General features: G+C 36.5%; 9 protein-coding genes. 7 read left to right on the forward strand and 2 right to left on the reverse strand.

From position 1 onward, the window contains the following. Positions 1 to 265: 265 nt before the first annotated feature. Positions 266 to 2,800, reverse strand: coding sequence for a BsuBI/PstI family type II restriction endonuclease (locus tag FJR06_RS21655; protein WP_015080077.1), 2,535 nt, complete (start codon positions 2,798 to 2,800; stop codon positions 266 to 268). A gap of 179 nt (positions 2,801 to 2,979) precedes the next feature. On the opposite strand from FJR06_RS21655, the gene FJR06_RS21660 reads away from it, so the two are divergent. The 5 genes from FJR06_RS21660 to FJR06_RS21680 all read left to right on the forward strand — a co-directional run bounded on the left by FJR06_RS21660 (position 2,980) and on the right by FJR06_RS21680 (position 9,613). Next, positions 2,980 to 5,469 (forward strand): U32 family peptidase, encoded by a 2,490-nt coding sequence (locus FJR06_RS21660; protein WP_015080078.1) that lies wholly within the window; start codon positions 2,980 to 2,982, stop codon positions 5,467 to 5,469. A gap of 236 nt (positions 5,470 to 5,705) precedes the next feature. Further along, positions 5,706 to 6,284 carry a GNAT family N-acetyltransferase gene (locus tag FJR06_RS21665; RefSeq protein WP_015080079.1) on the forward strand — a complete coding sequence of 193 codons (579 nt, stop codon included), beginning with the start codon at positions 5,706 to 5,708 and terminating at the stop codon, positions 6,282 to 6,284. Positions 6,285 to 6,476: 192 nt separating this feature from the next. Next, positions 6,477 to 8,861, forward strand: a complete 2,385-nt coding sequence (locus FJR06_RS21670) for a dynamin-like GTPase family protein (protein WP_015080080.1) — start codon at positions 6,477 to 6,479, stop codon at positions 8,859 to 8,861. 93 nt (positions 8,862 to 8,954) lie between these two features. Further along, complete coding sequence (locus FJR06_RS21675) at positions 8,955 to 9,317, forward strand: KGK domain-containing protein (RefSeq protein ID WP_015080081.1); 363 nt, start codon at positions 8,955 to 8,957, stop codon at positions 9,315 to 9,317. 50 nt (positions 9,318 to 9,367) lie between these two features. Further along, positions 9,368 to 9,613: an HNH endonuclease gene (locus FJR06_RS21680; RefSeq protein WP_015080082.1), complete on the forward strand. Its 246-nt coding sequence runs from the start codon at positions 9,368 to 9,370 to the stop codon at positions 9,611 to 9,613. Between the two features lie 46 nt (positions 9,614 to 9,659). On the opposite strand, the gene FJR06_RS21685 is transcribed toward FJR06_RS21680, so the two are convergent. Beyond that, the gene (locus tag FJR06_RS21685) at positions 9,660 to 11,414 is read right to left on the reverse strand and encodes an N-acetylmuramoyl-L-alanine amidase (protein WP_168652245.1); all 1,755 of its coding nucleotides are present in this window, start codon (positions 11,412 to 11,414) and stop codon (positions 9,660 to 9,662) included. Between FJR06_RS21685 and FJR06_RS21690 the strand changes: the two genes are divergently transcribed. Both FJR06_RS21690 and FJR06_RS21695 read left to right on the forward strand, forming a co-directional pair. Further along, positions 11,413 to 11,619: a hypothetical protein gene (locus FJR06_RS21690; RefSeq protein WP_168652246.1), complete on the forward strand. Its 207-nt coding sequence runs from the start codon at positions 11,413 to 11,415 to the stop codon at positions 11,617 to 11,619. The genes FJR06_RS21685 and FJR06_RS21690 overlap by 2 nt on opposite strands. Positions 11,620 to 11,633: 14 nt before the next feature. Next, positions 11,634 to 13,271, forward strand: coding sequence for a CTP synthase (locus FJR06_RS21695; protein ID WP_015080084.1), 1,638 nt, complete (start codon positions 11,634 to 11,636; stop codon positions 13,269 to 13,271). Positions 13,272 to 13,312 lie beyond the last annotated feature (41 nt).

Genomic DNA, 13,312 nt, shown 5'->3' on the forward strand with positions numbered 1-13,312 from the left:
AAAGCAACCATATTCAATCGCCAAAAAGCCTACTGTATATTAGTTTTGACTTTTGACTTTTGACTTTTGACTTCCGCCCTGCGGTACTAGCCTTCATCCCTTGTCTAAAGCCCAAATGTGGCTGACTGAGTCAGCCACATTTTCAAGGGTTTTCGGCGTTCTTCCTTATAAAAGTTTTCAAGAACTAGAGAAAATCGCTGATGTTTTGCAATACTGTAGCCAAAAAAAGTAAAATTGTACCTCACTGATTTGAAAATTGCTATGATTATAATTGATAAAGCTGTAAAAGGTGTTCACCATTGAAGTGAATCAAATGAGTTGCATCTTCTGCTACCCATACATCAGTCTCCCAAGAAATTTCTGGTAAATACTCTTTCATGGCTTTGCGGTTAAGGAAAGCTGTCACCATAACAAGGGGTATTTTAGAGTTTTTGAACAAACTTTCAAGTTCAGTTTTACGTTTAGCATCAATTGGTCCATGGGATGTCACAGCTTCAATTAAAACTAACCAGTTTTGAGCCAGGAAATGAATGATGATATCCGGCATTTTTCCATGAGTATCAATTTTAATTCCTAATTGCAACAAAGCTGATTCATCAAAATGGACAAATTTTTCATCTGTATCACCAACATAAATGATGTTACTACTAGGTGTAAATCGTGGACAAAAATCATTAATTATTTTCTCAATTAAAATATTTTGACCACCTGGTGAAAGTGCGATTACTTTACCTAGAATATTCACTTCTATTCTGGCTTTTAACCTTTCTTGAGCATATTTGGTTTTGAGGGTTTCAATAGATGCTAAATAGGTTGACAGACTTTTATCCCATTCATCAGTTTTAAATGTCCGCAGCAGTTCTAAAGCACTATCTTCAATTTGGTATACTGTTTTTGGACTATTAACAGGACGCTCAATATTATCAGGATTTACAACAATTAAACCTGCATCAATAAATTGGTGTACAGTTTGACGACGGACTGTTTCTCGCGTATTAGGTGCATACTTTTTAGCATATTGTTGTTCCATAAATTCCATCATTGGTGTAATACCTTGAAGTGGTGCTTTTGCAGATATCCAAGGTTCATGGGGTTTTAAATCAAGCAATGCTAGTAAAGTTAAACCAGAACGTTCATTTAGTTGCTTACGTGGAAAACCTAAAGTAGTCAGTATTTCTATGGCTTCATCAATACGCGATTTAATGACAATTGGATTATTTTCTGATGAATTAGTCATATTTAATAATATGGTATTTATTAGTTGATCTATTTCGGACTGGTTAGGAAATTCTGCTCCTATATGTTTACCTAGTGCATAAAGTTGTGCTAAATTGGGGTATTTTAAACTTCGTAAATCAGTAGCATTTACTTGAGTATGTCCATTAAATAGACGGAAAAATGCATCTACTAGACTAGAGTTAAGATAAGCTGCAAGACCTCTAGCTACAATTAAATCTAGTCCATGTCCCTGTTGATGAAAATAATTCAAATGGTTTTCAAAGCCAATACTAGGAGTATCAATTTTTGTGGAATCATAAACAACAGCAACAAGTCTTTTTTTTTCCTCCTTAGCAGAAACCCGTTTAATTAAAACATAATGTTCATTAGGAATTACAAGATTAGTTGTCTCTTTACATAATACTATAGCTTGACATTTTTTAGTATTCTTTGGGTAGCTGATATAACCATCATGAAAATGAGTTGGATATATCAATGGAACTGTACCTTTTTCTTGATTGAGTTTCAAATATGATTTGATTCTAAAATCAACTACTTTACCTGTAGAAACATTTAAACATAAATCTTGAATTTTGCAACTAAAATGGTTGATTTGCTTAACTATTTTCTGGCTTAAATTATCTGTTATAATGTGAATAAATTTTTCTGTGTCATCAGGATGAATAACATCTGTGTAAGGGATTTCATGAGATAGGATTATATCATCTTCAGCATTAATACTAGAGCTAATTAATATATTAGCTGGATTTTTTGGCTGTTTATTTGCATGAAAAATAACAGTTTCTTGCAGTATCTTATCATCAGAAAATACTTCTTGACGAGAATCGAATAAATGAATTTTATCTAACGCCATATTTTCTAGAAAAAATTGCCGAAACTCTCGAAAATATGAGCCATTGCAAAAACTTCGGGGAGTAATTGCTACTAGTTGTCCATTTGATTTTAGTAATTTAATTGTGGCAAAAATAAAACCTGTATATATGTTAGTAGTTTCTAAGCCTATAGAACGTAATAACAGACGGTATTTTGATTGAGCATTGATTTTATGATATGGTGGATTAATAATGGCGTGTGTAAATTCAGTTGTTATTGAAGGAGCAAATAAAGGAAATTGTAATAAATTAAATACTGATTCAATAAAATCACTATGATAGATTTTGTATGTAAATTTTATACCTAATTGCTTACAAGCATTATGACAACATTCTAAGGTTTTTTCTAAATAATTAATCAAAATAGGGTCAATTTCGTAAGCGGTAATATGTAAAGATTTTGGTTTTTTCTGAAGTTGACACAATTCAGCTACAACGGTTGTTAATAATGCACCAGCCCCTGCACCCGCATCTAGTAATGATATTTCTGATAAACTAAAATCAAACATATTTGCCATTAAACTGGCTATTGATAAGGGTGTTAAAAACTGCCCTTTTTGATTTTTATGATCTTGGCTAATTTGATTATTAGCTGCTGTATGTATTAGCTCAACTTGATATAATAGATTTTCGGTAATAGTTTTGCCCCTATCTATAAGCGTCAATGTTTGATTGTTGTTAATAATCATTTTGTGTTTAGATATTCACATTTAAATATCACTAAAAAGTAATCTAACTATATGTGACAAATATAGCATATCTTAATACTTAAATTTATCCTATATTAAATATAATTATCCATACTCCCCACAACCACCCCCCAATTTAGATACAATCTATAAACTGACATAACCTTGACTTAACCAAAATGACAAGCATCTCCACCCCTACCCTCAAAATCCCTGAACTCCTAGCACCTGCGGGTAACTGGGAATGCGCTCAAGCAGCAGTAGAAAATGGTGCGGATGCGATTTACTTTGGTTTAGAAAAGTTTAACGCGAGAATGCGGGCTGAGAATTTCACAGCAGCAGATTTACCCGAATTGATGGAATTTCTGCACCTGCGGGGTGTGAAAGGTTATATCACTCTGAATACCCTGATTTTTCCCCAAGAACTAACGGAAGCACAGCAATACCTCAAAACCATCATTTCTGCGGGTGTTGATGCTGTTATCGTGCAGGACGTGGGTATTTGTCGGCTGATTCGTCATCTTTCCCCTGACTTTCCGATTCACGCTTCAACGCAGATGACTATTACCAGTGCTGCGGGGGTAGAATTTGCTAAATCTTTGGGTTGTCAATTGGTAGTTTTAGCGCGGGAATGTTCGATTTCGGAAATTAATAAAATTCAACAACAAATATCTCAAAAAAACACTTCCTTACCTTTAGAAGTTTTCGTTCACGGTGCTTTGTGCGTCGCATATTCTGGACAATGTTTAACCAGCGAAGCACTAGGAGGACGTTCTGCAAATCGGGGAGAATGCGCTCAAGCTTGCAGAATGCCTTATGATTTAATTGCAGATGGAGAAGTTATTAATTTAGGTGATCGAAAATATTTATTAAGTCCTCAAGATTTAGCAGGTTTGGAAGTTTTACCAGAATTAGTAAAATCTGGAGTTACTTCCTTAAAAATTGAAGGACGTTTGAAAGCACCAGAATATGTTGCTAACGTGACTCGCGTTTATCGTCAAGCATTAAATCAACTATTAGAAACAAATATAGAAACATTTTCTAGTCGAGAAAAAGACCAATATAATTTAGAAATGGCATTTTCTCGCGGACTATATACAGGTTGGTTTGAGGGAATTAATAATCAAGAATTAGTGCATGGGAGATTTGGTAAAAAACGGGGTGTTTATTTGGGAGAAGTTACCCGAATTAGAAATGCAGAAATCACAGTGAAATTAGAAGCACCTGTGAAACCGGGAGATGGCATTGTTTTTGATTCTGGACATCCTGAAAGGAGGGAAGAAGGGGGAAGAATATATGCAGTTATTCCCAATGGTCGAGATGTAATATTAACCTTTGGTAGAAATGATTTAAACTTCCATAGTATTCACATAGGTGATAAAGTTTGGAAAACAAATGATCCAGAATTAGATAAACAAATTCGTCAAAGTTATACTGGAGAACATCCCCAATTTACCAGACCGATTAATATCGAAGTGCATGGAGAAATTGGTGAAAAATTAATAGCTATATCCCGTGATCAATCTTGGAATATAGTTCAAGTAGAATCAGAAATATTGATAGCTGAGGCCCATACAAAACCCCTCTCTACAGAAAGATTAAAAGAACAATTTGGACGGTTAGGAAATACACCTTTTCATTTAGACACTTTTATAAATAATCTCAACGGTAATATTATGTTACCCGTGAGTGAGTTAAATCGAATGCGTCGGGAAATAGTTAGTAAATTAGAGGAATTAAGAAGTAGACCAAAACTTTGGGAATTAAATCATCAGGGAAAATGGCAAGATCTAATTAGTTCTAAATCTACACCAATTCCTGATTTTCCTTCCCTGATTGTTTTGGTGAGAAATATCGAACAATTAAAAGCAGTATTAACAGCAGATATCAAAACTATATATTGTGAATTTGAAGATCCTCGTAAGTATAAAGAAGCAGTAAAAATAGTCCGAGAATCAAAACAGGAAGAAATTAGTATTTTTGTCGCACCACCCCGGATAACTAAACCTGGAGAAACCTGGATTTTAAACCAAGTTCTTGCTTCCCAAGCTGATGGTTATTTAATTAGAAATTATGATCAATTAGAATATTTTGCCACAGAAAGATGTGTTGGTGATTTTTCCTTAAATATTGCTAACCCTTTAACCGCAGATTATTTTCAACAACGCTTTAATTTAGAACGATTAACCGCATCTTACGACTTAAATATTAACCAACTTGAAGCTTTAATTACAAATTATCCACCGCAAAACTTTGAAGTAACAATACATCAACATATACCAATGTTCCACATGGAACACTGCGTATTTTGCGCTTTTCTATCTGACGGAACAGACTACACCAATTGTGGTAGACCTTGCGACACACAAACTGTTACAATTAGAGACAGGGTAGGTAGTGAACACATTCTTAAAGCAGACGCAGGATGTAGAAATACAGTATATAACGCTACTGCACAAACTGGAGCAGAATACGTGCAACGGTTGATAGGATTGGGTTTACAGTATTTACGGGTTGAATTTGTCAATGAGACACCGGAACAAGTGCAAAAAATAATACAAAGCTATCAAAAATTACTCGAAGGAGAAATCATCGGTTCGCAACTTTGGAGAGAATTGAAACTACAAAACCAATTAGGTGTGACTCGTGGTGCGTTGGGGATGAATTAGATTAATAATGATAAATATTATTACGATATTTACAGTCACTGTTAACTAATTTACGTATCAGTAATAGCGTACTAGTACCATTAAATTCAAACATACAGCGGTTTCCGCTCTTATGAGGTACAAAGTTGAATCATGAAACTCTTGTAGTGCGGGCATCTTGCCCGCTAGATATGTACCTCATAACACCGGGAAGTGCTGTAAGTTAAAGCTTTACTGAGATAAATGGTATTGAAGTGATGAAAGAAAACTTAAAAATTTTCCAATGTTCTGAAAATAAATATGTTGATGCAAAAATTTTGCCTTTATCTCAGAAGCATCTTGAAGAGATAGAATTGTCTTGGAAACCTGAACTTAACAAGAATAAATGCTGGGACAAAGATTTAGAATTTAGCAAATATTTACATGAGAAACCATCCTTAAAATTCTATGTATTGGAATGTAATTTAGTTGCCCAAGGTATAATTGGGTTAATTCCTGGTCGTCCGTCAATGTTAGAACGGGGTGAAAATTTAGTTTACGTGGCTATATTAACTGTAGCACCTTGGAATCGCGCAGATATTAACAATTCACCGAAGTATAAAGGAATAGGTACAACTTTAATAACATTCGCAGCTATGTTTAGTATTCACTTAGGATTTGAAGGTAAGATAGGTTTACATTCTGTGAAAACAGCAGAAAGTTTTTATAAACGTTTAGATTTTCTTGATTTAGGGAATGATATAAATTACAAGAATTATCACTATTTAGAGTTACCTATTGGTAATGCTGAGTTATTAGTTTTAAACTCTTTATTGCTTGACAATTTAAGTAATTAGGGTGCCAATTTTTGTCGTACCACTCCAGATAACTAAACCTGGGTAAACCTACATTTTAAAATAAGTTCTTAACTTTGGCCAAAATTGAAGCTACAAAACCAATTAGGTGTGACTCGTAGTGCATTGGGGATGATGTAGCTAAACTATGATAAGTAGTATTACAATATTTATGCACCTTGTTTACTACTTTTTATGTCAAGTTTAAATCCTCAGTGTCAGCAATTGCAAGCACAAGTTGAATCTATTCTCCAACTTCTACAGCAAGAAGCAGCTTTGCGTTCTCAAGATATTACATCTGTGAAAATTTCTTTGGATAAAGCAATTTCTCCCAAGTTTGAAATTGTGTTTGCGGGTGCTTTTAGTGCGGGTAAATCAATGTTGATTAATGCACTTTTGGAGAGAGAATTATTATATAGTGCAGAAGGACACGCAACTGGTACAGAATGTAAAATTGAATATGCACCTGTAGATTCAGAAAGAGTTGTTTTAACCTTTTTGAGTGAAAAAGAAATTCAAGAACAAGCGGTGTTTTTGTGTCAACAATTGGGATTTAATACCGTAGAGAATATCAATAAACAAGATGTAGTTGATTTATTGCATCAAGGTTGTACAGCAATTATTCAACAAGAAGGAGGAGAGAGTAAATCAGAACGTGCAAAACAAGCAAAAGCATTAATTTTATTGTTAGAAGGATATGTTGCAAACAAAGAAAGAATTAACAGCTTTAATAATGCAACCTATTCCATGGAACAGTTTAATTTTACTAACCTCAAAGAAGCCGCAGGATATGCGCGTAGAGGTAGTAATAGCGCGGTTTTGAAGAGAATTGAATATTATTGTTATCACCCGCTTTTGGAAGATGGTAACGTGATTATAGACACACCAGGAATTGATGCACCAGTCGAAAAAGATGCACAATTAGCTTATGCAAAAATTCAACACCCAGATACATCAGCAGTAGTTTGTGTTCTCAAACCTGCTTCAGCAGGAGATATGACAAAGGAAGAAACCCAACTGTTAGAAACAATGCGGGAAAATGCGGGGATAAGAGACAGGGTTTTTTATATCTTTAACCGCATTGATGAAACTTGGTACACTAACCAACTTAGACAACGGTTAGAAGATTTAATTAACAGTCAATTTCGAGATACTACTAGAGTTTATAAAACTAGTGGTTTGTTAGGATTTTACGGAAGTCAAATTAAACAAACAACGCGATTAGATAGATTTGGTTTAGATTCGATTTTTGCAGAAAGTGTTAAAGGTTTAGATGGGAAAGAAGAAACACCACAATTTGTAAATGAATTTAATCGCTACTGCGTTGCTTCAGGTAAACTTTCTCCCAGTCAATTTAGAATTTCTCTCCATAATTATGAAACTTCTAATCACAACTATGTGAGAATTTTAAGCGAACAGGGAACACCATTAATTAACCAACTAATTCAAGATAGTGGAATTGAAGAATTTCGTACATCAATTACTCGCTATCTGACAGAAGAAAAACGTCCCCAATTATTCAAAAACCTTGCAGATGATTTAGAAGATATTTGTATCAAACTCAAGAACCACTATCAAAGTGTGCAAATTGATTTAGATAGTCAACCGCGAGAAATCGAAAGTATGAAAGAATATGAGTTGCAAAAATTAAATCAGCAACTCCAGCAAGTTGGAAGAGATTTTCATCAGCATATTCATGATGAAGTTAACAGATTAATTAATAATAATTGCGAAGAATTTGAAACAGATTTTCGACAATTACAATCACGCATGATTCGTCGTCTTGATGAATTACTAGATACCTTTTCCGTTGCAGAAGCTTATCGTCGCGCAACTTTGAGTCATCCTAGAAACGCAACCGCACCCTTATTAGCTATTTTAGTAGAGGCTTTTTATTACCTATCAAATCAGTTGGAAGACATTTTAATAGAGTCTTGTCAACAAGTTATTGCTAATCTATTTCAACAGTTAATGACAAAGATTAGAAAAGCAGAATATTACCGTCAATTATATCGTTTGTTGGGTAATGATGGGGGAATTGAATTACAGGTAAAAGAGATAGAAAAATTGATTACTCAAGCTTTGGTAACTGTTGCTAGTGTTGAATGCGATCGCTTTGTGCGAGAAAGTCCTAGATTTTATAATGAAGGAACTTTTTCTATCTATCAATTTCGACAAGTGTTGGAACAAACTTCTCAAGGTTATGATGCAGAAAGTATTGTTGACGCTGAACCTGCAATTAGACAATTATTGAAGTTAGACTTTGAACCGAAAGTTTCCCATACTATTCGTCAATCTTTCCGTCAAACTATCAACCAAACTATCAAAATTCAGTTGTTACCAATGGGGGAAAAACAAGCAGATGAGATATTACAACAATATCCTTATGCGAAGGCTTATTTAGAGAAGACTTTACAACAAGAAGCTGAGGAAAAGATTGCTAATAATCAACGTTTGTTGAGTCAGGTTGGGGAGAAAATTCAGGAATATAATACAGCAGTTGCGGGAATTAATAGCTGTTTACAAGCGATGCAGTTATATGAACATTTACTGCCGATAATTGGGGAAGAAGAGGTATAATGTTTGGGGTGAATGCAGGATTTTTCTGTGTTCACCTAATTTTGAGGTTTCGCGCAAAGTCGCAAAGAAGCAAAGACGCAAAGGAAGAAAGAGATGGAAGAGAAGTTTCAAATTTTGGATTCTGAAGAAGGTGATGTTGTGATTGATTTTGGAAATAAAACTTTCAAATTAAGTCTGTTAGTTTCACTAATGACAGAAATCATTTTGAATAAAAAGCTAGAAGAATTGAACAATAAACTCCGTGATCATGGTAGTGGTAAACTTCCATCTTATGACGAATCTTATTGGTCAAGTGCAGGTGTAGATTGTCAGATTTTAAAACCTAGTAAAAATTGGCAAAAAGGAAAAATAAGAATGAAAGTTTCTCTAGAATTTTGTCCTGAAGAACCAGAAATCAAAGAACCAGAATCACCCCTTATGGAGATACAACGTAAGCTAAATGAAGCTACATCATAACTCTTACCTTTGCGCCTTTGCTTCTTAGCGCCTTTGCGCGAAACCAAAACATGAACAAAACCCCACGAATCCCCATACCTCAAGAAGTGAGAACCTACGTTTTCCAAAGAGATAAAAATCAATGTCAAAGCTGCGGTAAAATCTCCCAAGAAACGCAACTCAGCATTGATCATATTATCCCCTTATCTCGTGGGGGAAAAAACGATATTAGTAACTTACAAACTCTGTGCTTAATTTGTAATCAGCAAAAAACTAATAACATTGATAACCGTTTTCGCCGACATTTTGAAACTTAGTGACATTTAGATCCCCGACTTCTCTAAGAAGTCGGGGATCTGATTCTTATTCTTTCACAGTTTTAAACCACTTAGTTATCCCGTCAGCTAAAATATTAGCCATTTTCTTCTGTGCTTGGGGATTAACTATTTCCTCAAATTCATCAGGACTACTCATAAAACCCAATTCCAATAATACCGCCGGTGCAGCACTAGGACGAGTCAGGGCTAAATTATTCCAAAATACACCGTAGGAAGGTTTACCAAGTTTTTTAACTACGTAATTTTGTAAAAATACTGCGAGGCTGTGTGATTGAGGATGATACCAAAAAGTACCAAAGCCTTTAGTTTTTTCCGCATCGCCATTATCTGGTAAAGAGTTATGATGAATGGAAACAGCGATCGCAGGTTCTTGTTTATTAATTATCGTCTGACGTTCCCCCAAAGACACATCTCGATCATCTTCCCTCGTCATCACCACCTTAGCACCGCGCTTCACCAACTCATCTCGCAGCAATTGAGAAATTATCAAATTCACATCTTTTTCTAAATACCCAGTTGGTCCACTAGCGCCAGATTCTTTACCTCCATGTCCTGGATCAAGTACAATTTTGATGCCAGATAAAGGTAGGCGTTTACTATTTTTAAGCTGGGGTGGATGACGTAAAGTTAAAACCAAAGTTGTATTGTCATACCTCAGCTTATAGCCCCACTGTTGGAGCTTTTTGAGGTTAAAAGTATATTTGACCTGTGTGGGGCTTACCTGTTGCCAATCTAGGCGAGAAATTAGGGGATCATCATCTAGGCGAATTGTGTCTGTTTGAGCAGTGGTATTGTAAAGGGTAAGAGTGAAAGCATTATTTCCCTGTTCCACACTCACCGGCACAGCAGTTTCTAAAGGGAAACGAATCTCCGTCGCTTCAGCCAATTGCCGATAGCCGACACTCCGAATCACTGTCTGTGGTGCAACCGCACCTGATATAATTTTAGTTTCCTTGCTATTAATCCAAGCCCCATAGTCTAAGCGCAACCATTCACCTTCTTTTCCCGTAACACTTGCCATAGTTCCCTTTGGCAATGGTGTCAGTCGTGAATAATCGGTACTAGGTCCCGTGCGAGTAACGCCTGATTCTGATGCAATTTCCGCAACTGCTAATTGTGTGGGCGCGAGAATTTCGATTTTACCTAAACCAGTTTGAGTTATTCTTTGATCATTAAGTTGTAAATTAAATTGAGGTTTTCCTAAATCAGCAGCATTTGCGACTGTTGTACAACCTTGGTATTTGGTAAGAATAGAAAGATTAGGCTGATTTAACCCCGTCAAAATACTCGAATTTGGAGGTAATTGTGCAAGTGAAGGCTGGGGTAAAAGGGCAATATTTTGATTTACCAGATTAACCGAGACAGTAGCTTGAGGTGGTGCAACTGCACTAAAACAAATTAATTCTCCTGGTAATCTGGCAATATCGACAGCAGGAGTCAAGGAATCCTTAGCAAAGCCTAACCCTTGAGGTAATTCAGGTTGAGTAGATACCCTGATGATCTTAATCTCTCGTTCTTGATTTTGGTAACGAACTTTAAATATATTTTCTCCTAACTGTAAGGGAAAACTGGGGGAAAAATGCCCGGCTTTGCTACGGTTAACGAGCTTACCATTAATTAAAACTTGCCCGTCGGGGGGCGCTGTACCGATAAAAAATATTTTTTCTGTGCTGGTTTGGTAGTTTGTCGGGGGAAAAACTACTAAAAGTGGTTCTTGTGCTAACGCAACTGAGGAGGTGACTAAAAAATTAAATAATACTAATCCTAAGAGTTTTTTCATGGACAAACACAGAAGATTTCAGAATAGGGACTGTGGCACAATGGCCAAGATGGAGTCAAACATGAATGATGTGGAAATGGCAATACATTGGCCAAAAAGGTTGGGACGTGGAGTTATTGGGCAAAATTCATCCTCCAAACAAGCCTCGAAAATCGTCTACACAAATTCTCCTGCGGGAGCAAAATCTATATTTAGAAGTTGCTAGAAATTGAAAATACTATGACTAAGTTTATCTTTGTGACTGGGGGCGTGGTTTCCAGTATTGGTAAGGGAATTGTAGCAGCAAGTTTGGGACGTTTGCTCAAATCACGGGATTATTCGGTTTCGATTCTCAAGCTCGATCCCTATATTAACGTTGATCCAGGGACAATGAGTCCTTTTCAGCATGGGGAAGTTTTTGTCACCCAAGACGGTGCAGAAACAGATTTGGATTTGGGACATTACGAACGGTTTACTGATACTTCTATGTCTCGGTTAAACAGTGTTACTACTGGCTTGATTTATCAGTCAGTTATTAACAAGGAACGCCGAGGCGACTATAATGGGGGTACTGTTCAGGTAATTCCGCACATTACCAATGAGATTAAAGAGCGAATTCTCAGAGTTGCTAAAGAAACTAATCCTGCCGCGGTAATTACGGAAATTGGCGGAACTGTGGGTGATATTGAATCACTACCTTTTCTAGAAGCAATTCGTCAACTGCGAAAGGAAGTAGGAAAGCGTAATGTGTTGTATATGCACGTTACTTTGTTGCCTTGGATTGCTGCGGCGGGAGAAATGAAAACCAAGCCGACTCAGCATTCTGTCAAAGAATTGAGATCAATTGGCATTCAACCAGATATTTTAGTATGTCGGAGCGATCGCCCCATTCCGGTCGGCTTGAAACAAAAGTTATCAGAGTTTTGTGATGTCCCTGTAGAATGTGTTATTACCAGTCCAGATGCTCGCAGTATTTATGAAGTTCCAGTAATTTTAGAACGGGAAGGATTAGCTGAACAAGTTCTTAACTTACTACAAATGGAACAGCGTCAACCCAATATGACCCAATGGGAAAACATGGTAGACCGGATGTATAATCCTAAATATACCGTCGAAATTGCTATTGTTGGTAAATATGTGCGGTTAGGTGATGCCTATCTTTCTGTAGTCGAGTCTTTACGTCATGCGGCTATTGCGACCCATGGTGATTTGCGTCTGCGGTGGATAAACTCGGAAGTTTTGGAAAATGAACCACCGGAAAACTATCTTGCAGGTGTTGATGGTATCATTGTTCCGGGCGGTTTTGGTAGTCGGGGCATAGATGGGAAAATTGCGGCGATTAAATACGCCCGCGATCGCCAAATTCCCTTTTTAGGTTTATGCTTAGGAATGCAGTGTTCCGTGATTGAATGGGCGAGAAATGTCGAAGGCTTATCTAATGCCAATAGCGCCGAATTTGACCCATATACAGACAATCCGGTTATTAACCTCTTGCCAGAACAACAGGATGTAGTAGATTTAGGCGGGACAATGCGCTTAGGACTTTATCCTTGTCGGGTACTTCCCAATAGCCTAGCTTTCCAACTTTATCAAGAAGAAGTCATTTATGAACGCCACCGTCACCGTTACGAGTTCAATAATGTCTATCGTAGTCAGTTATTAGATTCTGGTTATTTGGTGAGTGGCACATCTCCAGATGGTAGATTAGTGGAAATTATTGAATATCCCAAACATCCTTTCTTTATCGCTTGTCAATTTCATCCTGAATTTCAATCTCGCCCCAACGCACCTCATCCTTTATTCAAAGGATTTATGACCGCTGCAATTTCTCAATTTCATTCGACAACTACCACACCCAAGCCTGTACAAGTTTCTTAGTTGTCAGTTGTCGGTAGGGGCGAAGCATTTGGAAGATAAAT

The organism is Dolichospermum sp. UHCC 0352 (assembly GCF_009711925.1).
GTDB classification, from domain to species: domain Bacteria; phylum Cyanobacteriota; class Cyanobacteriia; order Cyanobacteriales; family Nostocaceae; genus Dolichospermum; species Dolichospermum lemmermannii.

What these genes read in the sequence shown, in the direction of transcription:
- FJR06_RS21655 (WP_015080077.1), bottom strand. Translation starts at nt 2,800, where the DNA reads ATGATTATTAACAACAATCAAACATTGACGCTTATAGATAGGGGCAAA.
- FJR06_RS21660 (WP_015080078.1), top strand. Translation starts at nt 2,980, where the DNA reads ATGACAAGCATCTCCACCCCTACCCTCAAAATCCCTGAACTCCTAGCA.
- FJR06_RS21665 (WP_015080079.1), top strand. Translation starts at nt 5,706, where the DNA reads ATGAAAGAAAACTTAAAAATTTTCCAATGTTCTGAAAATAAATATGTT.
- FJR06_RS21670 (WP_015080080.1), top strand. Translation starts at nt 6,477, where the DNA reads ATGTCAAGTTTAAATCCTCAGTGTCAGCAATTGCAAGCACAAGTTGAA.
- FJR06_RS21675 (WP_015080081.1), top strand. Translation starts at nt 8,955, where the DNA reads ATGGAAGAGAAGTTTCAAATTTTGGATTCTGAAGAAGGTGATGTTGTG.
- FJR06_RS21680 (WP_015080082.1), top strand. Translation starts at nt 9,368, where the DNA reads ATGAACAAAACCCCACGAATCCCCATACCTCAAGAAGTGAGAACCTAC.
- FJR06_RS21690 (WP_168652246.1), top strand. Translation starts at nt 11,413, where the DNA reads ATGGACAAACACAGAAGATTTCAGAATAGGGACTGTGGCACAATGGCC.
- FJR06_RS21685 (WP_168652245.1), bottom strand. Translation starts at nt 11,414, where the DNA reads ATGAAAAAACTCTTAGGATTAGTATTATTTAATTTTTTAGTCACCTCC.
- FJR06_RS21695 (WP_015080084.1), top strand. Translation starts at nt 11,634, where the DNA reads ATGACTAAGTTTATCTTTGTGACTGGGGGCGTGGTTTCCAGTATTGGT.